The sequence below is a fragment of the Actinomadura sp. NPDC048032 genome, assembly GCF_040653175.1.
GTDB classification, from domain to species: domain Bacteria; phylum Actinomycetota; class Actinomycetes; order Streptosporangiales; family Streptosporangiaceae; genus Spirillospora; species Spirillospora verrucosospora.
Map to the genome: position 1 here is coordinate 1 of NZ_JBEZJP010000114.1, position 20,622 is coordinate 20,622.

The window sequence follows — 20,622 nt, forward strand, 5'->3', positions numbered from 1 at the left end:
CCTCGTCCAAGACCTGCTCGCACTGCGGGCACCCGCTCGCGGAACTGAGCCTGTCCACCCGGCACTGGACGTGCCGATGATGCCGCCGGTCGCCGGTGCCGCGATCGCGCTGGGCGTCACGGCCGCGTGGGCAGTTGTCGGTCATGAAACGGGAACCGCCGAAGGCGCGCCGCCTGCGGATGCCCGGTCGGTGACAGCCCCCGGGAGGGAACTGCTTCACCGGGCTTCGGAACGGCTGATCGCCCAGTGCATGACCCGCCACGGCTTCGCGTACACCGAGCAACCGCCACCCGCGTCGACGGAGGCGGACTTTCCCTATGTGGTCGACGATATCGGGTGGGCACGTAAGAACGGATACGGAACCCTTCTGGGTAGACCCGGCGCCTGGGACAAGGATACCAACGCTCCCAATCTGGCGCGGCTGTCACCCGAGCGGCAGCGGGAGTGGCAGCGGACCCTGCTCGGGGTCGGGCGCCAGATCTCGGTTGACCTTCCCGACCTCGGCCGGATATCGGCGCCGGACAACGGCTGCACGGCCGAGGCGCGACGCACCCTCTACGGGGACCTTGCCGGCTGGTACCGGGCGCGACGAATCCTCGACCATTTCGACAGCTACCTCTCAGGCCGCGTGACCCAGGCCCCGAAGTACCGGGCCGGGCTCGCCACCTGGACAGGTTGTGTGCGTAAGCGCGGGTACGCCGTCTCTAACCCTGACGAACTGCGCAAGCTTGTCGCTCCCGAAGCGCCGGAGACCGCCGGTGAACGGGCCGGTGCCCGCGAAATCACCGTGGCGGTAACTGAGGCGGAGTGCGCCGTTTCTACCGGGTTTTCCAGGGTTGTGCACGCCTTGGACCGCAAATACCGACCGGAAATCGAGAGGAGGTTTGCGCGCGAACGTGACGCGCTGAACCGCTACGAACGGGGAGCCGCTCCCCGAGCCAGGCACGTCCTGTCCAACACCTGACCGTTCGAGCAAAGCATTCGAAAGGACACCTCCGTGATCAAGATTCTCAAAGGCCTGGCCATCGGCCTGCCCTTCGCGGCCGCAGCTCTCGTGGTGACTCCGGGCACCGCTCACGCCTCCCTCAGCGACTGTCCCTCGTCCAACTTCTGCGCCTGGGCCAACGACGGCTTCACCGGTCGTATCGCTCCCTGGGCGGGGAATTCTTCGAACTGGGCAACCAAGAACATGCATGACGATGCAGAGTCGCTGTTCAACAACGCCCGATCGAGCAGCACGGTTCCCGACAACGTCCGGGTCTACCTGGACATCAACTACGGGCGCGAGGACATCTGTGTGAACCCCGGAGAGACCTACGACCTCGCGATGAACGACAACGACTACGACTCCCACCTGTGGGTCCATTCCTGCTGAAAGCAGCTGACCTCCCCAGGTAACGTGTTTTATCCGCAATGAGTCAAGAGACACAACCTTGTGGCCGCTTGGCCGGCATGGGACGCGGCGAGTGGCCGCGTCCCATGCCATTGTCGCCGCCACGCTTTTGAGACCACTACGTAGCGAACTCGATGGACGGCCTACTCTGTGGGGTCAATTCAGCCAGGGCCAATGCGTTCTCAGTGCTGAGATGAACTGGTAGATCGGCAGGCCGGCGGCGGGTGGCATCCGGGGTTGTGAACGACGAACGCAGTCCCCGATGATCTTGGGTGTCCAAGCCAGTACGTACGCCCCCCTCTCAACGACTCGCCGACGTCCACCAGGACCACGCTCCCGCGTCCGGTCCTCACGCCTACGCATTACCGAAATGATCATGGGGCGGGTCGTCGCCGTGTGTTGATCATGTGTGACGGCGGGGCGGTGTCACGGGCGGGGGCGGGGGGAGGGTTACAGGTCAGCGCTCTATGACGGCCGTGACGGGCCTGTCATGACGCCGCGTGACACAGGCGCGTGACACCTGCGTGACAAGATCATCTGAGCGCGGGCGCGCGTCCCACGCGCAGCCGCACGCGCACGGGCAGGGCGGGGGCCTGTAACCCTGAGTGGATCGAGTCATGGAGCATGCGTCCCCATATCCCCCTGAGCTGCGCAGGCACGCGGTCCGCATGGTGTCAGAGGTCCGCCCGCCCTACCCCAAGTGAGTGGTCGGCGATGAAGGCTGTCGCAGCCGAGCTGGGAGTCACCTCGACCTAGACGGTGCGCAGTTGGGTACGTCGGGCCGAGATCAGCGCGCGCCCGGCCGGGGAATCAGCGGAGCTCAAGCGACTCAAGTGGGAGAACGCCCAGCTGCGGCAGGCTAAGGAGAGCCTCAAAGGCCGCGGCGGGCCTCTTCGCGGCCGAGCTCGATCCGGCCCGCACAAGTACTGATCGCGTTCGTCGACGCATTCAAGAAGGTCCTCGGGGCCGAGCCGATCTACCGGGTGCTGTCTGCGCAAGGTACCTAGATCGCACCGCTCACCTACCGTGCCGCCAAGCCGCGTCCGGCATCGCCCGGGCGGTCCGTGACGAGTGTCCCAAGACCGAGATCACCCGCATCTTCGAGGCCGACTATCGAGTCTATGGCGCCCGGAAGGTCTGGCGGCAGTTGCAGCGCGAGGGCTACCAGGTGGAAGGCTGCGCGGTTGAGCGCCTGATGCGCGAACCCGGCTTGCACGATGCCCGCTGCGGCCGCAAGATCCGTACCACCGTGCGCGCTGATGGGCACGAACGTGCGGCCGACCTGCTGCGCCGAGACTTCACCGCGACCGCGCCGAACCGCCGGGGGTGGCCGACTTCACGCACGTGATCACCTGGGCCGACGTGGTCTAGTCGGATTCATGGTCGTCATCTTCTCGCGTGCGATCGTCGGATGGGCGGCCGCGTCCCACAAGCGCACCCGGCTGGTCCTGGACGCCCTGGACATGACGCTGTGGCGGCGCGACCGGGCCGGACACCCGTCGGCCCGGCCTGGTCCACCACAGCGACGCCGGGTCGCAACACACTTCTTTCCGGTTCACCACGCCCCTGATCGACGCCGGGATCGACGCCTCCACCGGCACCGTCGGCAACGCGTTCGGCAACGCATTGATGGAGTCGGCGATCAGCGGTCGGCACGTAACACCTTGCCGAGGTGATGGCGCTCCTCCCTCCACCATCTCCCTGTGGGACCTCATTTGGCGCCGCCGGGCGAACAAGTCCCAGCAGGCTCGCCTCAAGGCCGCCGCCCACCTCCGCCCGTCCAAACCTGGGGCACAGCACGCCGCGAAGGAACCAACAACCCTCTCCGCTAAGCGCGCGCGTCCACCGCCCCGCGTACCGGCTACGTCAAATGCGTGAGCGTGTCGGCCGTGCGGCTGGCGCCGGCGCGGATCAGTTCGCCCAACTCGGTTCCTCCCGCGGCCGCTCGGCGAGAAGGGACAGCGTCCGCACCTGGTCGTGCAGTTCCGCATATTCCATGGTCGTGAGATCCGCGAATTCTCCCGCCGGACGGAACACGACATCATCGGAATCCGATTCGTCCAGCATCGCATCGAATTCCTGCTGTCCCGGCCCTGGCTGCTGGACCTGCGCCAGAGCACCCCGCCCATGGGTCCGCGGCGACTGCTCTGGCTTGACCGGGCCCTGGACGCGTTGTCCGGTACCGGGCTGGACGGCGGCCAGAAGTTCAACGCTGCCACGGTGCTGACCGGCTACGCCCTCACCGACGCCACACTCACGCACTCGCTCGGCGCCGGTGGCAAGGAGCTCGCGGCCAGGGCAAGGGAGCCACCGAGTACGGCGAGATACTCACCGAGGTCCTGAACCTCGAGACCTACCCGGCACTATCGGCCATGATGCGCTCCGGCCTGCTCAGATGCCGCCAGGCCGCCGCTCGCCTCGAATCCCTCCTCCTCGGGGTGTCTTGAGAAGTCCCCGATGGGCTCCGGGGTGTGGTCGGGCCGGGTCGGCGACTGGTGAACGGAGGTAAGGGGTTCAGCTGTTCTTGAAGGGGTTGAGGGTCTTGCCGGCCAGGTAGGCCAGGCGGATGGGCAGGGGTTTCATGGCGGCGGCGGAGATCTTGTTGACGAGTCCGGGGACGCACACGGGTTTGCCGTTCTGGACGGCTTTCCAGCCTTCGGCCACGACGACTTCGGGCTGCTGCCACAGGATGCCGGGGAGGTGGTCGGCTTTGTCGCGGGTGCCCATCACGTCGTGGAATTCGGTGTGGGTAAAGCCGGGACACAGAGCGGTGACGTGGATGCCGTGGGGTTTGAGTTCCATGTCGAGGGCTTGGGAGGCGTTGAGGACGTAGGACTTGATGCCGGTGTAGAGCAGGCTGGCTGCGGGCGGGGCGAACGCGGCGACCGAGGACAGGTTGACGATGCGGCCCCAGCGGCGTTCCTTCATGCCGGGGATGACGCGGTGGGCGAGTTCGGTCTGGGCGGTCACCCTCAGCTGGATCTCTCCGGCGAGAGTGTCCCAGGGGGTGTCGGCGAACGCGGTCTTGCCGGACAATCCGGCGTTGTTGATCAGGACGTCGATGTTCAGGCCCTGCTCGTCGGCGTATCGCAGGATCGCTGCGGGGGACGCCGGGTCGGTGAGGTCGGCGGCGAAGACCTCACATCGGACCTTGTGCTGTTCGGTGAGCTGGGCGGCGAGTTCGTGGAGGCGGTCGGCGCGGCGGGCGACCAGCAGGAGTTGGTAGCCGCGGGCGGCCAGGTGGCGGGCGAACGTCGCGCCGATGCCTGCGGAGGCGCCGGTGATGAGCGCGGAGCGGGGGACGGTGATCACGTCAGGGTTCCTTCGGTCGGGCTGATGGTGAGGGGGCCGCTGCCGGGGAGCCGGGTGATGAGGTCGGCGCCGAACAGGGTCGCGGGCGTGTGCGCGCCGAGGCGGGGGCGGTGGCGGCGAGGAGGTTGGCGACGGCGGTGAGGGCGCCGTCGATGGTGAGGCGGTAGGGGTTGGCCGTGGTGATGTGGGCGGTGGCCCGCCGGCCGTCCGGGTCGGTGGCCTCGGGCATGGCATGGTGGAGGGCGGCGGCGAGGCAGTCGGTGGGGATGACGTCGAAACCGACTCCGGGACAGACCACGACACCAGCGGCGCGGGCCTGGCCGTCGATCTCGCGGGCGTAGGGCGAAGACGTCCATCTCGCTGGTGATGTCGAGGTAGTGGGTGCGGGTGCGCACGCACGCGTCGATCATCGGGGGCGCCGTCACCGAGAACGGCCGTTCCAGGCCCCTCTTGCGCGCCTCCCGGGCGATCAGCTCGCCGGTATAGCCGCTGGCGCCGTACAGCAGCCACTTCGTCACCGGGCGGCCTCCTTCGGGCCGGGCAGTTCACGCGGGCCCGGGGTGAAGCCGCGGCGAGCGGTGCCGATGTCACCGCGGTAGGCGCCGACGGGGCCGGTGAGCAGGAAGGGCAGGGGGATGCGGCGCTGCCGTGCGGTGAATCCCCACGTCCCGATGCCCAGATAGACACCGGGCGCCGCGCGGCGGACCTCGTCGACCATGTTGATCGCCCCGCACGTCGAGGCGTAGGCGCGGTAGACCAGCGTGTAGGCGGGACGGCCGTCATAGCGCGACGGTGCGATGAGCGTGTGCATCGCATAGCGCTGCCGGATGCGGCCGAACTGGCGGAAGGTGTTGTAGCCGCGCCCGGTCTGGCCGTCGACGGGCCGGAACGCCTTGCACAGCCACGGCGCGAGCGGATTCGACACCGTGCCGCGCCCGGTCACCGAGGCGACCAGGTTGGGCTGGGCCAGCAGCCGGGCGGTGTACTCCCCGTCCATCTCCTCGATGGACGGGGCGGGCAGCGTGGCGAAGAGCGCCAGCAGCCCGGTGGTGTCCAGCCCGAGCAGCTCGGCAGGCGTGTGGTCGGTCTCCAAGGGGATTCCCCCTCACTTCTTGAACAGCCTTCAAGAAACCTAGCGTCTTCTTGAGGGCCGTTCAAGATAGGGTGTGGGGGTGCCCCGGAACCGACGCCCCCAAAACCGCGAGGAGAAACGCGAGGAGATCCTCGCCGCCGCCCAGCGGCTGTTCATCGACGACGGCTACGAGTCGGCGTCCATGGGCCAGATCGCCAAGCGCGCCGGCGTCACCGTCAACACGATCTACTGGTACTTCCGCGACAAGGACGACCTGCTCATCGCCGTCCTGGACCGCCTGCTGGCCGAAGCCCTCGCCCAGTACACGACCATCGCCGACCGGCCGCTCAACGACCGGCTCCTGTGGGCCGTCGACCAGCTCGAACGGCTGCACGGCCTCGTCAACACCGTCCACACCCGCGCCGCGGCCTCACCCGCCGTCCACGCCTGGCACACCGGCTTCCACGAACTCGCCGACACCCTGGTCGCCGACGACCTCCGCAAAGCCGGCGCCGCCGAAGCCGACCTCCCCGCCATGACCGCGATCGGCACCTTCGTCATCGAAGGCCTCCTCACCCACCGGCGCGACGACGCCGACAAACGAGCCGTGATCGACCTCCTCGTCCAGAGGCTCACCACCGCGCCGACCCGAACCTGACCGGAAGCCATCTCGCCGCACCACGCAGGCCCACATCGCAACGGCGAGCGACGGCGACGCCTCCGCCCCGTTCGCTGCCGGGCGGGGCCGTGAGTGGGAGCGGTCGTGTGGGTGACGCGGTGCGCCGACGGCGTGCTGCTCGTGTGGAGTTCGTGCACCGGCTGCTGGGTCTGTTGGAGCGAGCCGGGTGGGAAGGCGCCCCGCTGTTTCTGGGGATCGATGAGCAAGGCACTCGGCAGACGTCTCACCGAGGCCACCTTTGCTCGACTCCGGCCGTCGGCCCGGGCCCAGGACATCCGCTGATCGTGCAGGTCGGCGTACGACACGGGCGGCTTACTCGTCGCTGGGTGGTCGGTGGTCGGGGTCGCGCCGGTCGTGGCGGGTGACCTTGTCGAGGACGTCGCGTGGCTCCCAGGTCGTTCCCTCGGGCAGTGCCCAGCCCCGCCGGTAGGCGATCACCCGCAGGGCGGTGCCGGTCACGACCCCCGCGACCGTTCCGGCGACGGGGGCGCCGAAGCCGGAGCAGGCCACCTGGATCCCGGCGACCACGAGCGCGACGGAGGCATAGAGGGCATTGCCGCCGAACACCGCCGGGATGCGCTGGAGAAGCAGGTCCCGGACGGCGCCGCCGCCGACCGCGGTGATGATCCCCAGCAGGAGCGCGGGGAGCCAGCCGAGCCCGACGTCCAGGGTCTTCTGCGCCCCCGTGATGGCCCACACGCTGAGCGCGATGGCGTCCAGCAGGTAGAACACCCGGTTCCAGTCCTGCTCGGTGAACTGGAGCAGGAAGGCCAGCATTCCGCCGACGAGCGCGGTGGGGATGTAGAAGGCGTTGGTGAGGGCGTCCGGCGGCCCGTGCTGCAGAAGCGTGTCGCGGATCAGACCACCGCCCAGCCCGGACACCAGCCCGATCGAGAGGTACCCGAAGAGATCCAGGTCGCGCTTGCGCGCCACCGTGCCCCCGAGCAGGCCGTTGATGAACACCCCGGTCAGGTCGAGCACCGTCGTGATCGTCGCGATCCCCACACCGCGATCTTAAGGATCACCGGCCGGAGCCAGAGGCGGGCGACCGGCGGCCTTGTCGAACGTTTGCGGCCGTTTGGCGCGTTTAGGCCCCCATAACGGTAAGCATGCAGAGCGTCACCTTTTCGGGTGAGAGGAAGGGCGATGGTCACTGCAACCGGGAGCGCCGGGCGGGTGCTGTCCGGGCTGGACGACATCAGGTCTGATCTGGAGTCTCTCTACCGGGATCTCCATGCCCACCCCGAACTCGGGCATCAGGAGACGCGGACGTCCGCCCTGGTCGCCGAGCGCCTGAACTCCTGGGGGTACCAGGTGCACGATCGAATCGGCGGCAACGGCGTGGTCGGCGTGCTGGACAACGGGGGTGGCCGGCATGTGCTCTTCCGCGCTGACATGGACGCCCTGCCGATCAAGGAGGAGACAGGCCTGCCGTACGCCAGCACGGCCACCGACGGGGACGGGCGGCCTGTCATGCACGCCTGCGGGCACGACACCCATGTGGCCGCCCTGCTCGGCGCGGCACAACTGATGGCCCAGGCCAAAGAGGCCTGGAAAGGCACCTACACCGTGCTGTTCCAGCCTGCCGAGGAGCCCGGTGACGGCGCCGACGCCATGGTCGAGGACGGGCTCACCGACCAGGTCCCCCGGCCCGACGTGTGCCTGGCCCAGCATGTGCTGCCATATCCGGCGGGGCAGGTACTCACCCGGTCAGGGTCGGCATTGTCAGCGGCGGACAACTACCGAATCACCGTCCACGGCCGGTCCGCTCATGGTTCGGCCCCGAACATGGGCATCGACCCGGTGGTGATGGCCTCGATGCTCGTCGTCCGGCTGCAGACGGTCGTCTCCCGCGAACTGGGCCCGCTGATCCCGGCGGTGCTCACCGTGGGCAGCATCCACGCCGGCTCGAACCCCAACAACATCCCCGACTCGGCCGAGATTCAGCTGAACGTCCGCACCTACGACGAAGGCACGCGCGACCAGATCAGGGACGCCGTCGAACGGATCGCCACCGCCGAGTGCTCGGCGTCCGGCGCGCCCGAGCCCCCCGACATCGAGCACTTCGGCAGCTTCCCGCCCACCGTCAATGACTCCGGCACCACCCGCAAGGTCGCCGCCGCGTTCAACGGCTTCTTCGGCGATCAGGCCCGGACGCTACCCCTGCAAACGGCCAGCGAGGATTTCAGTCAGATCCCCAAGGCGTTCGGAGTTCCGTTCACTTTCTGGGGGTTCGGCGGCGTGGATCTCGACCGGTACGCCACGGCCGCCAGGAGGGGAACCGTGGCCACGGACATCCCGGCCAACCACAGCGCCGCGTTCGCCCCCGTCATCCAGCCCACGCTGGACACCGCCGTCCAAGCAGCCGTGGTCGCGCCCCTCACCTATCTCGGCACCTCGCGATAAGCCGAAGGGAGACGCAGATGAGAGCAGTGGTGTTCCAGGGGGACCGCGAGGTCGAGGTCGAGCAGGTACCTGACGCCCAGATCGAGGAGCCGACGGACGTTCTCGTCCGCATCACCTCCAGCGCGATCTGCGGCACCGACCTGCACATGTACGACGGCCGGACCGGCGCCGGCCCGGGCATGGTTCTGGGGCACGAGGCGCTCGGCACGGTGGCGGAGACCGGGCCCGGGGTCCAGACGATCAACGTCGGGGACAGGGTCGTCCTGCCGACCCACCTGTTCTGCGGCCTGTGCGCCAACTGTGCACGCGGCCTGTCGGCGGCCTGCCTGCGCGTACGCCCCGGAGGCTTCGGCGCGGCCTACGGGTACGCCGGAATGGGCCACTACACCGGCGCCCAAGCCGACCAGCTGCGCGTCCCGTATGCCGACGCCAACTGCGTACCACTGCCCGGCGAGCCCGGCGACGAACACGAGGACGACTTCGTCACCCTGGCCGATGCGTTCGTGACCGGCTGGCACGCCACCGAACTCGCCCAGGTCCGCCCCGGACGCACGGTGGCGGTGTTCGGCGCCGGCACCATCGGTCTGCTGGCCGCCTACAGCGCGCGGCTGCGCGGCGCCGCCGAGGTCTTCGTGGTGGATCGCATACCCGAGCGGCTGGACAAGGCGGTCGAAGCGGGCGCCATACCGGTGAACACCGCCGACGGCGACCCCGTCGAGCAGATCCGCGACCACCGGCGCAGCACCGGGCTGCCGCGCGGCGAGGAACCGCTGGACGGCGTCGACTGCGGCATCGACGCAGTGGGGTTCCAGGCCCGCGACCGAGCAGACTTCTCCAAGGAAAAGCCGACTCAGGTCCTCGCCGATCTGGCCCGCCTGATCAACCAGACCGGCCATCTGGGAGTCATCGGCCTCTATGCCGGTAAGGACCTGCACCCCGCCCCGGAAGGCAGCGCCGACGGTGCACTGCGCCTGCCCTGGGGAACGCTGTGGGGCAAAGGAGTGACGATAGGGACCGGCCGCACCCACGACCGCCGCTACACCGTACCGCTACGCGACCTGGTCACCTCCGGGATCGCCCGCCCCGGGTTCGTCGTCACCCACCACGCGGACCTGGAGCAGGCCCCGGCTCTGTACGCGGCCTTCGATCGCCGCGAGGCCGGTGTGATCAAGGCCGTCCTCCACCCGTAGCAGCCGCCGACTGCTCTGGAGGACTGGAGCCTTTGGCTGATCATGAAGCTCGATCGAGCCTGAGGACCTCGTCCTCGCCATTGTGTGTCGCCGCCATGCGTCCACTCTGATTCGGACCGGGCCGCTGAACCCTCTCCGTCCCCTGTACGGAAAGAATTGGCGGTCACAAGGCGGTTTCGTTCAGCCGGACGGCCGGGTCGGTGGCCCGGTCGGCGGACAGGGGGACTCGGCTGGCGATGAGGCGCCGCGCGTCCCTCGCGGTGCGCGGGTCGTCGATGGAGAGCGCGGCACGCAGCCGCGGCCCCTGGAACCACAGGGCCGCCCAAGGGCCCTGCCCGGCGGGGTTCCCACGCAGGACGAACGTGTCCGCCGGACGGTGATGGCCCACATACTGGATCCGGTGCCCAAGCTGCTCCGACCAGAAGTAGGGCACCGGGTCGTAGGGCTCACCGAGACCGAGGAGATTGCGGGCGGCGGTCCGGCCGGACGCTGCGGCGTGGTCCCAGTGCTCGACGCGGAGCCGGTCACCGAACAAGCTGGAGGGCCAGCGGACGGCGTCCCCCGCGGCGAAGACGGAGCCCGGGCCGGCACGCAGTGTCGCGTCGGCCTCGACGGCGCCGTCAGGAGCCAACGGAACGCCGCTGCCGTGGAGCCAGCCGGTGGCCGGGCGTGCGCCGATACCCATGACGACGAGATCGGCGTCGACGCGCCCGCCGTCCGCCAAACGCACGCCGCGTTCGTCCACCCCGTCAACCGGGGTGTCCAAGCGCAGGTCGATCCCCCGGTCGGCGTACCAGGGGACGAAGTGTTCCGCGAGTGGGGCGGGCATCGCCCGCGCGAGCGGGGCGGACGCGGCGTCGATCACGGTGACCTTGAGGTTCAGCGCGGCGGCGCGGGTGGCGACCTCGTTGCCGATCCAGCCCGCGCCGACGACCGCGACCGAGGAGGCGGTGCGCAGAGCTTCGCGAAGACGCAGCGCGTCGAGGGCGGTACGCAATTCGTGGATGTGGGGTGACGGATCGGCGAGCCTGATGGGGGAACTGCCCGTCGCGATGATGAGCCCGTCGTAGGGGTCGGTGCCGGTCGTGCTTTCGACGGCGTCAGGGTAGAGCCGAAGGGCACGGGAGCCGGTGCGCACCTCGATGTCGTGTGCTGTGGGCAGCGTGGTGTCGTCGACCGTCCCAGCGAGCAGTTCCTTCGACAGCGGTGGCCGGTCGTAGGGCGGGCACGGCTCGTCGGTGAGCAGGATCAGCTCACCGTCGTAGCCCTCGGCTCGAAGAGTGGTCGCGGCGGTGTGCCCGGCGAGGCCGCCGCCCACGATCACGATCCTGCGGGGGACGTGCCGGTTCACGGTCCGGTCCAGGCGGCCAGAGTGCGCAGGGTGTGCTCGCCTGCCGGGTCCTCATCGGTGCAGCACGGCAGGACGGCGATCTCGTCGACGGCGTAGGACGCGAGCCGCGCCGCGACCTCCTCCGGCTCTCCGAGCGCCGCCACGGCGTGGACCAATTCGTCCGGGACGGCGGCGAGCAGCTCGGACGGATGGGGGCGGCTGCGCGCCAAGGCGACCACGTCGCCGAAGCCGGCCTCCTCGAACATCTGCGCGTATCCAGGCGCGGCGAGATAGCCGACGACGGCCCGGCGGACCTGCTCACGTGCCTGCGCGCCACCGTCCACGGCCACCGGAACCCACGCCGCCACTGGTGGTGCGCTGGTGCCGGCCGCATCGGACTCGGATCGGAGCCGCGCCGCGAGCCGTCCCGCCGAGTCCGCCGTGACCAGGCTGACCACCATGCGGTCGGCGTGCCGGGCGGCCGCGCGGACCGCCGCCGCCCCGAACGCCGCGATCGTGATGGGAGTGCGGGGTGCCGGCAGCCGAAGCCGGTAGTCCTGGACGCGAACGGTTCTGCCTTCGAAGCCGGCCCGCTCTCCGGCGAGCAGGTGCCGCAGGACCTCGGCGGACTCGGCGAGCGCGGTGGGAGGATCCCGCCGTTCGCGGCCGTGCCAGCGCTCCACGACGTGCGGGCTGGAGGTGCCGATCGCGACGCCGGCGACGCGACCGGTCAGATCGGCGAGTGACGCCACCGCCATCGCGATCATCATCGGGTCGCGGACGGCGACCGGCAGCGGCCCGGGCGTCAGCATGATCGAGGACGTCCGGGCGGCCACCGCGACCGCGAGGGCGAACGCGTCGTACGTGGCCATCTCGCCGATCCACAGTTCCGGAAAGCGGAGCTCGTCGGCGAGGGCGGCCGTTTCCAGGGCTTCGCGTGCGGGCCTGTCCTGCCACAGCCCGAGCGATACCGTCAGCTTCGGGTTCATCGGGCGCCTTTCGGTCGACGTGCCGCGCCGCGGACTTCGAGCCCGCCGTCGCTCGGCAGGATGGCTCCCGTCATGAAGCGGGAGTCACGCGGGTCCGCGAGCAGGACGTACAGGCCGGCGTGGTCGGCGGGGTCGCTGACGAAGCCGAGCGGGATGTGCCGGTCGAGCCCGCCCAGTTCCGCGTCCAGGCGCCGGTCGGCGCTGCCGAAGGCGGCCAGCCCGCCGAGTGCCGTCAGCGTCGCGCCTGGGGCGACGCCGTTCACCCGGACGTCCGGGGCCAGTTCGTGGGCGAGCTGCCGGACCAGCCCGACCACCGCGTGCTTGGACGCGACGTACAGTGCCCCACCGCCGCCCGCGTACAAGCCGCTGGAGGAGACCGTGAAGATGAGGCATCCGCCGCTGTCGCGCAGTGCCGGAAGTGCCGCACTTGCGCCGAGCATGTAGCCGAGAACGTTCGTCTCGAACAGCTCGGCGAAACCCGCCGCGACGCGGTCCTCGCCGAGGTCCTCGAAGCGGGTCGAGTAGTCGTACACGCCCGCGTTGGCGACGTAGGCGTCCAGGCGGCCGTGGACGTCGAGTGTTCGGGTCACCGACGCGGCGTGGGCTTCGGGCTCCCTGACGTCTCCGATCTCGACCGTGACCCGGTCACCGTGGTCGCGGGCGAGCGCCGCGGCCCGGCCGGGGTCGCGTTCGAGAACGCCCACACGCGCTCCCTCGGCGACGTAGCGGTCGACGATGGCCCGGCCGATGCCGCTTCCGCCGCCGGTCACCAGCGCGACCAGGCCGTCGAGCCGTCCTGTACCTGTTGCCGTCATGTCGTGCCGGTTCCTAGAAGAAGGTGTTGATGTTCTTGGCGGGGAGAACCGCGTGCCGCAGGAGGACGAGCCGGCGGGCGATCCGCAGCTCGCCCGACACCCGGCGCAGGACGTCCTCGCGCCGCCCGTACAGGGTCGCGGCGTCGATGTCGCCCTGGCCCCGGTAGTTGACGATCACCGAGCGGACGAGCAGCTCGCCGGGCGGCTCCGCCGGCTCCACCTCGATGTTGGACACGACGTGGAGGTGCCGGGTGGCCGGGTCCTCCGCCCACGCGGTGGGCGCGGTGAAGCGGACGACACGACGGCGCAGGTCCTCAAGAGTGTCGTCGAAGTAGGCCATACGGGACGGCGCGTAGGGGCCAGCCGGATCGGACCGGCCGCGGTTCTCCACGCCGGGGACCCAGTAGTGCGCGTCCTCGGTGAAGAGCCCCAGCCATTCGGTGTACCGCTCTTCGTCGAGCAACCGCGCCTCGTAGGCGAGGAAGGTCTGGACCTGCCAGTACGTCTCCATCGTGGTCATGACGCCGCCTCGTCCCATGTGCGGGCGCGAAGGAGTTGCGACCAGCGCCGGTAGAACGCCCGCTGGTTGGCGTCGTTGATCTGTCCGCGGTGCACGTTGCCGGGCAGTTCGGGGTGCTCGATCGCCGTACCGGACCCGAGGCCGTAGTAGAGCCGCTGCTTCCGCGTCACCACGCCCGCGTTGGACCGGGTGGCCAGCTCCCAGTTCTCGCCGTCGTCCATCTCGAAGACGCCGGAGGGAGAGAAGGTCATCATCGCTCCCTTGCGCCAGGCGTCCTTCACTTCCTGGGGGGCGTTCCGGTTCACCAGGACCCAGGTGTGCAGCTCGGTGCGGTGCGGCCCCTTCGGCTGCCATGTCCGGAAGGTGTTCTGGCCGGGCAGGAACGAGAAGTTCGGGAAGACGTTCACCGAGCTGATCGAGCCGACCATCCGCGCCCGCAGGTCGCCGAGCCGCTCGGCGACGCGCTTCTCATGGTCGCGCAGGTAGGCCACGACCCGTGGGTCACCGAGGGTGGCGGCGTTCCCGACGCCGTCCAGGTTGAACTCCCAGCAGTGGCCGTTCGCGTTGACGTGGTAGCTCTCGGCGTCCTCCGCGCCCAGGTCGGGGACGCCGCGGCCGAGCATGGCCTCCGCGCCGGACGCGTGCGTCCAGCCGGCGTGCAGCGCGTCACCGGCGAAGTTCTCCGCCGCGATCTTCCAGTTGCAGCCGAGGACGGACTTGATCGAGCCGCCTGCGAACTCCGTGCCGCCCTCGTCGTTGTCGAGGATCACGTCGAGATAGAAGGCGAAGTCGCCGAGGTAGTCCGACAGCGGCGGCGCGCCGGGGTCGAACGTGGCGAACACCAGTCCCTTGTAGGTGTCGAGTTGAGCCACGGGGGTGAGCCCGAGCCGGGAGCGGTCGAAGCCCGGTTCCCGGCCGAAGGCCGCGGACTCGTGCACGCCGGTGAGCCCGCCGTCGAGGCCGAACGACCAGCCGTGGTAGTTGCACACGAACCCGCGGGCCGTCCCCACTTCGGCGGTGCACACGCGATTGCCCCTGTGGGGACAGCTGTTGAGGTAGGCGCCGATGGAGCCGTCCCGCCGCCGGACGACGAGCACGTTGTCCTCGCCCATCCAGGTGGTGAGGAACGCCCCGGGCTTCGGCAGCTGGGACTCGTGGGCGACGAACAGCCAGCACCGGGCGAAGATCCGCTCCAGCTCCAGTTCGTAGACGTCCCGGTCCCAGAAGACGCGGCGATCGAGCCAGCCGTCGTCCAGCGCGGACAGTGCGAGCAGTTCGTCGTTCATGCCGCTCATGCCGACCTCCGCCCGAGGAACGCGACGACCATGCCGTCCTCGACGACCGCCCTGTACACGGCGAGGGGTCTGGACGCGGGAAAGCACAGGGCCTCGCCCGTCGCCAGGTCGAACTCCGCCCAGTGCACCGGGCAGACGACCCGGCCTCCCTCCAGATCGCCTTCGCTCAGCGACGCCTCGGCATGGGTGCAGGTGTCGTCGGTGACATGGATCGTCCCGTTCACATTCGAGACCAGCAGCGGCCCGGCGTCGCCGGTGACGACGCGCAGCATCCGCCCAGGAGGCACATCGTCTGCCGCGCACAGGACCGTACGGCCTCCGGTGCTCTTGAGGTCAGCGGACATCGGCGGCCTCCAGCGGGACCAGCTCGGCGAAGCCCAGGCCGGTGATCCACTCCGGGACGGCCTCGTAGGCGATGACGTCCCCCCGGCAGGGCCCCACGGCCGACATCGCCGCGACGAACGTGCGCACTTCGAGTGCGCCGTTGCCCGCTTCCGCAAGCATCTCGGCGTCATCCAGGCCGGCCAGTGCGGCGGTGTCGCCGGCGGCGACGCGGTCGAGCACCATCCGGTCGAAACCGGAGTCGATCCGGCCCATCTCGGCGGTTCCGACCCAGTGGCTGATACCGCCGCTGCCGATGACGGCGACGCGCTCGTCCTCTCCGGCGGCCTCGACGGCCTCCCGGATCGCCTCTCCGGCGCGGACGGCGCGGGCGAGCGGCAGCAGCGGCTCGACGCCGCAGGCGAGGTAGACGGGGATCACCGGCAGCCCGAGTGGCTCGGCGACCAGATGGTAGGGGATGACCACGGAGTGGTCCGCGGTGAACGTCGGCGCGACCGCCCAGTCGACGCCGTGCCGGTGCCCGTGCCCGGCGATGTGCCGGGCCAGCGGCGCGTTGTCCGGCAGCGGGCCGCGTGCCAGGCCGGGCAGCCGCTCGACCGGACCGTCCAGGTCTCCGGTCGCGATGAGCAACTGGGGCAGGCAGCCGGGGCCGAACAGGATGTAGTGGTCGGTGCCGATGACCACCACTGTGGTCGGGTCCAGCACGGCGAGCCGCCGGGAGATCTCCCGGTACGCCTCGTGCACGCGCTCGCGCACCGGCGCGTCCGGCGCGTCCGGATGCGTGAACATCATCGGGTCGTGGGGCAGCAGGAAGCCGCCGACGATGCTGCCCATGGTCAGTCTCCCTCTGAATCGCCGGACGCGGGGACGGGTCGCCGAGCGGGTGTTTCGGCGCGCAGCCTGGCCAGATAGCCAGGTGCACCGCGCTCCCCCTCGGGCGCCAGCATCAGCCAGAACCCCCACACGAGCATCGGGTTGGCGGCCAGCGAGGCGAGGCCGCGAACGTCCCGGTCGGTCAGCATCGCCGCCTCCTCCCCGGTCAGCCGGTAACGATCGGCGAAACGGGCGGGAGATTCCTTGAAGGTCTCCCGGGCGCGCCGGTCGACGTTGAGGTCGTAGAGCGCCTTCTCGACGCCGTGCAGGCTCATGCCCGCCTCCCGGCGAAGTCGCGGACGAGGGCGGTGAACGCGGCGGGCCGTTCGAGTTGCACCCAGTGGCCGCATTGCCCGAACACGTGAAGCTCGGAGTCCGGGATCGAGCGGGCCAGGCGCCAGCCGAGCTCCACGGGGATGACCTCGTCCTCGCGCCCGTGGACGATGAGCGAGGGCTTGGCGATCGTGCGGAGCCTGTCCTCGGGGACGCCTTTGACCGGCGTGTCCCCGGGGCCGGGTTCCGGAATCAGCTTCCGGAAGGCCGCCTGGGCGCCCGGGGCGGCGCTGGCCTCGAACCTCGCCCGCACCATCTCCTCGGTGACGAGGCTCTTGTCATACGGGAAGAGCCGCAGGATGCGCCGCATCTCGTCCGGATCGGGTTCGTAGTGCCAGCCCGCCCGGAGCCCCTCGGTCATCGTGAACGTCCCGGCGGGCGTGCCGAGCAGTACGAGGCCGTCCACGCGGGACGGGTCCCGCAGCGTTGCGGCCAGCGCCAGGCCGCCGCCGAAGCTGTTCCCCACCAGCACGGCGGACGGGATGTCCAGGGCGTCGAGGAACGCGAAGAGCTGCCGCGTCCAGAGCTTGATCCCGTACTCGGTCCCCTCCTGGAACAGGGTCCTGCCGAATCCGGCGATGTCGGGCGCGAGCACCCGGTGCCCGGCAGCGAGTGCGGGCAGCACTCCGGACCAGTTCGACCAGGCCGAGACGCCTGGGCCGGATCCGTGGAGCAGCACGATGGGCCGCCCACTCCCAGCCTCGTGGTACGCGGTCTCGTGGCCGGCCGCGAGGACCCGGCGCACCTGGGCGCCCTGGTCGAAGAGTCGGTCTCCCACCACGACACCTCCCATTCATTCGATCGGTCAATCGATTTATTTTGGGGACTGTAGCAGCCGGACCACCGGGCCGCAAAGCGATCGATCGGCCGATCGATCATTCGGCTAGCATCGGAGCGTGATTCCAGAGGACACCGCACGACGAGACGAGGCCACGACGCGCAGGCGTCCGGGGCGCAAGCCCGGCAGCCGGAACGACGACTGGGAGGACAAGCGGCGCCGGATCCTGGACGTCGCCGCCGACGTCTTCTTCGTCCGCGGCTACGACCGGGGCACCACGAAGGAGATCGCCGAGCGCGCGGGGATGAGCCAGCCGACGATCTACCACTACGTCGGCTCCAAGGAAGTCCTCATGTCGGAGATCGCCCGCCAGGTCGACCGCGACTTCACGAGAGCGCTGGACGACGCCCTCGTCGCTCCCGCCGACCCGGCGACGCAACTGCGTCGCGTCATCGACGCCTTCGTCCGCTCCCTCGCCCTCAACCAGCGAACGTTCGCCGTGTACTGGAAGGAGTTCCGCTCGCTGCCGGCGGACGTCGGCCGCGAGGTCAGCGGACACGAGCGGGACTTCGTCGTCCGGGTCGAGGAGGTCGTCTCCCGCGCGCAGGAGCAGGGCGTCCTGCCGGCCGGGCACCCGACCCGCATCGTCAGCGAGGGGATCCTCGGAATGATGAGCTGGATGCACTGGTGGTACAAGCCGGACGAGTTCAACGCCGGACAGGTCTCCGCCGCGTTCTGCGACCTGATCGGCCTGCCGCCCGAGGACTGAGCGGCGACTCCTCCCCTCATCCACGCCCGGCCCGTCCGAGCTGGGCTATTGACGTTCTATCGATAGACCGATAGAAAAAACGCACTCTGGTGAGAGGAGTGCAGCCATGCCTGCCTTGGATGGATCCGTCCCCTCGAGCGCGTGCGGGCGCCGGCCGGCGACGATGGTCGCGGCGCTGCGCGAAGCGGTCGCCCTGGCCCCCGCCCGCGTGGCCGTGATGTGCGGCGCCGAGACGCTGACCTACGCCGAGTACGGCAGGGCGGTCGATGGTCTGGCCGCGCGTCTCGCCGAGGCGGGTGCGCGGGGTGCGACGATCGCGATCGCCATGCCCAACAGCCCCCGGATGGCGGTGGCGATCTTCGCGGTGTGGACGGCGGGCGGGAGCGTCGCCTGCCTCAACCCCGGCTACACCCCGGCGGAGCTGGTCCCGCTGCTGAAGGGGGCCTCACCCGCGTTCGTCCTCACCGACGCGGAGACGGCCGCACCCGGTCCGCTCGCGTCCGCCGCCGAACTGGGCCTGGACGTCCTGCCGGTCGCCGACGCCGATCTCCGGCCGGCCGGACCCGCGGACTCGGCGGCCCCGGTGGAGGGCCCGGCCCCCGACGACCTGGCCGCACTTCTGTTCACCGGCGGCACCACCGGTCTGCCGAAGGGCGTTGAGTACACCCACGAAACGCTGCTGACGACGGTCGAGGGCGCCGAGCTGTGCTGGCCGACGCGTCCGGACGAGGAGATCTGGCTCAACGTGGCGCCGATGTTCCACATCTGGGGCCTGGCGATCGGTTTCCTGCACGCCATCTACCGCCGCGGCGGGCTCGTGATGGTGCCGCGCTTCCTCCCCGCGGCGGTCGTCGCGGAACTGGAGCGGCATCGCGCGACGGTCTTCAGCGGCGGACCGGCGGCCATCTACGGCGGCGTCCTCGCGGCCCCCGAACTCGCCCGCGCCGATCTGGCGGCGCTGCGCCTCTGCCAGGGCGGCGGCTCGGCCATCCCCGCCGACCTGCAGGAACGCTGGCAGGCGGTCACCGGACTACCGATCTACGAGGCGTACGGGATGACGGAACTGGCACCGATCACCTACAACCCGGTCGGGCGACCACCGCGCCCAGGCTCGGTCGGGATTCCCTCCCCCCTCGTCGAGGTAGAGGTCGCCGACCTCCGAACCGGCACGCCCGCCGCCGCCGGGGAGGTGGGCGAGATCAGGGTCAGGGCGCCTCACATGCTGCGCCATTACCGCGGCCTGGACGGAGAGATCATCCCCGCGCACCGGGACGGCTGGTTCCACACCGGTGACGTCGGACGCTTCGACGATGACGGCTACCTGCGCATCGTCGACCGCGCGAAAGACATGATCATTGTGGGCGGTTTCAACGTCTACCCCCGCGAGATCGACGACACGCTGCTCGCCCATCCCGCGGTGGTCGAGTCCGCGACCATCGGCGTACCGGACGAGCGCAAGGGCGAGCGGCCCGTCACGTTCGTGTCCGCCGCACAGGACACGCCACCCGACCTCCAGGAACTCGAACGCCACTGCGCCGAGCGTCTCACCGCGTACAAGCGGCCGTCCCGCATCCACATCATCCCCGAACTGCCGCGGACGCCCGCCAACAAGATCGACCGGATCGCCCTGCGCAAACACCCCGTGCTCACGTCCTCCGAGCCGGAGAACGCACCGGAAGGCGCCGCCAAGGTCACCGAACCCGGCTGAGAAACTCCACGGACGAACAAGCCGGCGCTCGCCTCGGCTGGTCCGCCAACAAGATCCCGCAGCGCGTCAGAACGTTCGGCCAGCCGGACATACTGACGGAAGTGATCATCTATGGCGGGCGGACCTCTTCGACGACACGTCACGCGTCAGCTAGTGGATGGCGTCGGCGGCGTTGTAGCGGCCTTTGCGGCCGTCGTGGTCGCCGTCGACGCCGTAGGCGGGCCATCGCCGACCTGCAACATCTGCTCGACCTGATCAGCCCCGACCATGGGACGGACCCCAGGAATGCCATCCGACGGGGAGCTTCCCGCGCTCATGGAGCAAACGCGCCAAGCCGGGCAGCCGATCGAGTTGCGGGCCGGCGTCCACATCAGGCCAAGCCATGGGCAAGGCCATGGAGGCCGTCTTCTGCTCATCCTCGTAGCAGCGGCTTCGGCCCCCTAGGACCCCACGGCGGGGGCATCCGGTTCCAGCGGATGCCCCCGCCGTCGCTTTGCGTAAGAACGCCTCGACCAGCGATCACACCGAACACCCTCTGTTCCTTGCGGCCTGCCACGTCCTGGACCGCCTCCTCCACGTCGCTCACCAGAAGCTCTGTTCGCTGCGCATCGAGGCGCGCCGCGCCGCCCTGGCAGACCGGCCCGGCGGGAACTGGTTCCAGCCCCCGCCCCGCTCATCGCCCTCTCGGGCCATCAACGAGCCGGGCTTGCGCCCCCGCCGCAGAGCGATTCCATTGCCACTCTTAAGTATGCGTGCACGACACTTACGGATGAGTGCACATTCTGCACTGACCTGACTGAAGGAAGCGCTTTCTCGTT

At 69.8% G+C, this 20,622-nt stretch carries 22 protein-coding genes; 9 read left to right on the forward strand and 13 right to left on the reverse strand.

Translation table 11 applies throughout. From position 1 onward, the window contains the following. The 4 genes from AB0C69_RS17535 to AB0C69_RS17550 form a co-directional block, all read left to right on the forward strand. Positions 1 to 964, forward strand: a 964-nt coding sequence (locus AB0C69_RS17535; protein WP_360354487.1) for a hypothetical protein, incomplete at its 5' end; no start/stop codon positions are given. Positions 965 to 997: 33 nt separating this feature from the next. Then, positions 998 to 1,375: a peptidase inhibitor family I36 protein gene (locus AB0C69_RS17540; RefSeq protein WP_360354490.1), complete on the forward strand. Its 378-nt coding sequence runs from the start codon at positions 998 to 1,000 to the stop codon at positions 1,373 to 1,375. 1,105 nt (positions 1,376 to 2,480) lie between these two features. Beyond that, complete coding sequence (locus AB0C69_RS17545) at positions 2,481 to 2,741, forward strand: IS3 family transposase (RefSeq protein WP_360354541.1); 261 nt, start codon at positions 2,481 to 2,483, stop codon at positions 2,739 to 2,741. A gap of 629 nt (positions 2,742 to 3,370) precedes the next feature. After that, positions 3,371 to 3,736, forward strand: coding sequence for a TetR/AcrR family transcriptional regulator C-terminal domain-containing protein (locus AB0C69_RS17550; protein ID WP_360354492.1), 366 nt, complete (start codon positions 3,371 to 3,373; stop codon positions 3,734 to 3,736). Positions 3,737 to 3,907: 171 nt separating this feature from the next. On the opposite strand, the gene AB0C69_RS17555 is transcribed toward AB0C69_RS17550, so the two are convergent. From AB0C69_RS17555 to AB0C69_RS17565, 3 genes are all read right to left on the reverse strand, one after another. After that, entirely contained in the window at positions 3,908 to 4,705 is a 798-nt protein-coding gene (locus AB0C69_RS17555; protein ID WP_360354495.1) for an SDR family oxidoreductase, read from the reverse strand. Position 4,706: 1 nt separating this feature from the next. Beyond that, positions 4,707 to 5,003 (reverse strand): hypothetical protein, encoded by a 297-nt coding sequence (locus AB0C69_RS17560; RefSeq protein ID WP_360354497.1) that lies wholly within the window; start codon positions 5,001 to 5,003, stop codon positions 4,707 to 4,709. Positions 5,004 to 5,219: 216 nt separating this feature from the next. Then, a complete protein-coding gene (locus AB0C69_RS17565) occupies positions 5,220 to 5,798 on the reverse strand; it encodes a hypothetical protein (RefSeq protein WP_360354500.1) in 579 nt (192 codons plus the stop codon). A gap of 79 nt (positions 5,799 to 5,877) precedes the next feature. Between AB0C69_RS17565 and AB0C69_RS17570 the strand changes: the two genes are divergently transcribed. Then, positions 5,878 to 6,435, forward strand: coding sequence for a helix-turn-helix domain-containing protein (locus tag AB0C69_RS17570; protein WP_360354503.1), 558 nt, complete (start codon positions 5,878 to 5,880; stop codon positions 6,433 to 6,435). A 333-nt stretch (positions 6,436 to 6,768) separates the two neighbouring features. Here AB0C69_RS17570 and AB0C69_RS17575 read toward each other — a convergent pair whose 3' ends face one another. Beyond that, positions 6,769 to 7,461, reverse strand: coding sequence for a trimeric intracellular cation channel family protein (locus AB0C69_RS17575; RefSeq protein ID WP_360354506.1), 693 nt, complete (start codon positions 7,459 to 7,461; stop codon positions 6,769 to 6,771). 171 nt (positions 7,462 to 7,632) lie between these two features. On the opposite strand from AB0C69_RS17575, the gene AB0C69_RS17580 reads away from it, so the two are divergent. Beyond that, on the forward strand, positions 7,633 to 8,862 hold the full coding sequence (locus AB0C69_RS17580) for an amidohydrolase (RefSeq protein WP_360354509.1): 1,230 nt from the start codon (positions 7,633 to 7,635) through the stop codon (positions 8,860 to 8,862). A 17-nt stretch (positions 8,863 to 8,879) separates the two neighbouring features. Continuing rightward, a complete protein-coding gene (locus tag AB0C69_RS17585) occupies positions 8,880 to 10,052 on the forward strand; it encodes a glutathione-independent formaldehyde dehydrogenase (protein ID WP_360354512.1) in 1,173 nt (390 codons plus the stop codon). Between the two features lie 163 nt (positions 10,053 to 10,215). On the opposite strand, the gene AB0C69_RS17590 is transcribed toward AB0C69_RS17585, so the two are convergent. Genes AB0C69_RS17590 through AB0C69_RS17630 form a run of 9 tightly spaced genes read right to left on the reverse strand, consistent with a single transcriptional unit; the run spans position 10,216 to position 17,327 of the window. After that, complete coding sequence (locus tag AB0C69_RS17590) at positions 10,216 to 11,403, reverse strand: FAD-dependent oxidoreductase (RefSeq protein WP_360354515.1); 1,188 nt, start codon at positions 11,401 to 11,403, stop codon at positions 10,216 to 10,218. Further along, a complete protein-coding gene (locus tag AB0C69_RS17595; protein ID WP_360354518.1) occupies positions 11,400 to 12,371 on the reverse strand; it encodes an LLM class F420-dependent oxidoreductase in 972 nt (323 codons plus the stop codon). Before AB0C69_RS17595 ends, AB0C69_RS17590 begins: the two co-directional genes overlap by 4 nt. Further along, positions 12,368 to 13,186: an SDR family NAD(P)-dependent oxidoreductase gene (locus tag AB0C69_RS17600; RefSeq protein ID WP_360354521.1), complete on the reverse strand. Its 819-nt coding sequence runs from the start codon at positions 13,184 to 13,186 to the stop codon at positions 12,368 to 12,370. The genes AB0C69_RS17595 and AB0C69_RS17600 overlap by 4 nt, the downstream gene beginning before the upstream one ends. A gap of 13 nt (positions 13,187 to 13,199) precedes the next feature. Then, the gene (locus AB0C69_RS17605) at positions 13,200 to 13,706 is read right to left on the reverse strand and encodes a 3-phenylpropionate/cinnamic acid dioxygenase subunit beta (RefSeq protein ID WP_360354524.1); all 507 of its coding nucleotides are present in this window, start codon (positions 13,704 to 13,706) and stop codon (positions 13,200 to 13,202) included. Continuing rightward, the gene (locus AB0C69_RS17610; protein WP_360354526.1) at positions 13,703 to 15,001 is read right to left on the reverse strand and encodes an SRPBCC family protein; all 1,299 of its coding nucleotides are present in this window, start codon (positions 14,999 to 15,001) and stop codon (positions 13,703 to 13,705) included. The genes AB0C69_RS17605 and AB0C69_RS17610 overlap by 4 nt, the downstream gene beginning before the upstream one ends. Then, positions 14,998 to 15,345, reverse strand: coding sequence for a non-heme iron oxygenase ferredoxin subunit (locus AB0C69_RS17615; RefSeq protein WP_360354529.1), 348 nt, complete (start codon positions 15,343 to 15,345; stop codon positions 14,998 to 15,000). Before AB0C69_RS17615 ends, AB0C69_RS17610 begins: the two co-directional genes overlap by 4 nt. Next, positions 15,335 to 16,177: a hypothetical protein gene (locus AB0C69_RS17620; RefSeq protein ID WP_360354531.1), complete on the reverse strand. Its 843-nt coding sequence runs from the start codon at positions 16,175 to 16,177 to the stop codon at positions 15,335 to 15,337. The genes AB0C69_RS17615 and AB0C69_RS17620 overlap by 11 nt, the downstream gene beginning before the upstream one ends. A gap of 2 nt (positions 16,178 to 16,179) precedes the next feature. Continuing rightward, positions 16,180 to 16,491 carry a hypothetical protein gene (locus AB0C69_RS17625; RefSeq protein WP_345172363.1) on the reverse strand — a complete coding sequence of 104 codons (312 nt, stop codon included), beginning with the start codon at positions 16,489 to 16,491 and terminating at the stop codon, positions 16,180 to 16,182. After that, entirely contained in the window at positions 16,488 to 17,327 is an 840-nt protein-coding gene (locus tag AB0C69_RS17630; RefSeq protein ID WP_360354534.1) for an alpha/beta hydrolase, read from the reverse strand. Before AB0C69_RS17630 ends, AB0C69_RS17625 begins: the two co-directional genes overlap by 4 nt. 118 nt (positions 17,328 to 17,445) lie before the next feature. Between AB0C69_RS17630 and AB0C69_RS17635 the strand changes: the two genes are divergently transcribed. Both AB0C69_RS17635 and AB0C69_RS17640 read left to right on the forward strand, forming a co-directional pair. Beyond that, positions 17,446 to 18,096, forward strand: a complete 651-nt coding sequence (locus AB0C69_RS17635) for a TetR/AcrR family transcriptional regulator (RefSeq protein WP_360354536.1) — start codon at positions 17,446 to 17,448, stop codon at positions 18,094 to 18,096. A gap of 106 nt (positions 18,097 to 18,202) precedes the next feature. Further along, positions 18,203 to 19,804 (forward strand): AMP-binding protein, encoded by a 1,602-nt coding sequence (locus AB0C69_RS17640; protein ID WP_360354538.1) that lies wholly within the window; start codon positions 18,203 to 18,205, stop codon positions 19,802 to 19,804. Positions 19,805 to 20,622: the final 818 nt, after the last annotated feature.

Excerpts from the sequence above, each read along its gene's own strand:
- AB0C69_RS17625 (WP_345172363.1), bottom strand. The coding sequence starts at position 16,491 with ATGAGCCTGCACGGCGTCGAGAAGGCGCTCTACGACCTCAACGTCGAC.
- AB0C69_RS17615 (WP_360354529.1), bottom strand. The coding sequence starts at position 15,345 with ATGTCCGCTGACCTCAAGAGCACCGGAGGCCGTACGGTCCTGTGCGCG.
- AB0C69_RS17605 (WP_360354524.1), bottom strand. The coding sequence starts at position 13,706 with ATGACCACGATGGAGACGTACTGGCAGGTCCAGACCTTCCTCGCCTAC.
- AB0C69_RS17640 (WP_360354538.1), top strand. The coding sequence starts at position 18,203 with ATGCCTGCCTTGGATGGATCCGTCCCCTCGAGCGCGTGCGGGCGCCGG.
- AB0C69_RS17595 (WP_360354518.1), bottom strand. The coding sequence starts at position 12,371 with ATGAACCCGAAGCTGACGGTATCGCTCGGGCTGTGGCAGGACAGGCCC.
- AB0C69_RS17585 (WP_360354512.1), top strand. The coding sequence starts at position 8,880 with ATGAGAGCAGTGGTGTTCCAGGGGGACCGCGAGGTCGAGGTCGAGCAG.
- AB0C69_RS17610 (WP_360354526.1), bottom strand. The coding sequence starts at position 15,001 with ATGAGCGGCATGAACGACGAACTGCTCGCACTGTCCGCGCTGGACGAC.
- AB0C69_RS17600 (WP_360354521.1), bottom strand. The coding sequence starts at position 13,186 with ATGACGGCAACAGGTACAGGACGGCTCGACGGCCTGGTCGCGCTGGTG.
- AB0C69_RS17620 (WP_360354531.1), bottom strand. The coding sequence starts at position 16,177 with ATGGGCAGCATCGTCGGCGGCTTCCTGCTGCCCCACGACCCGATGATG.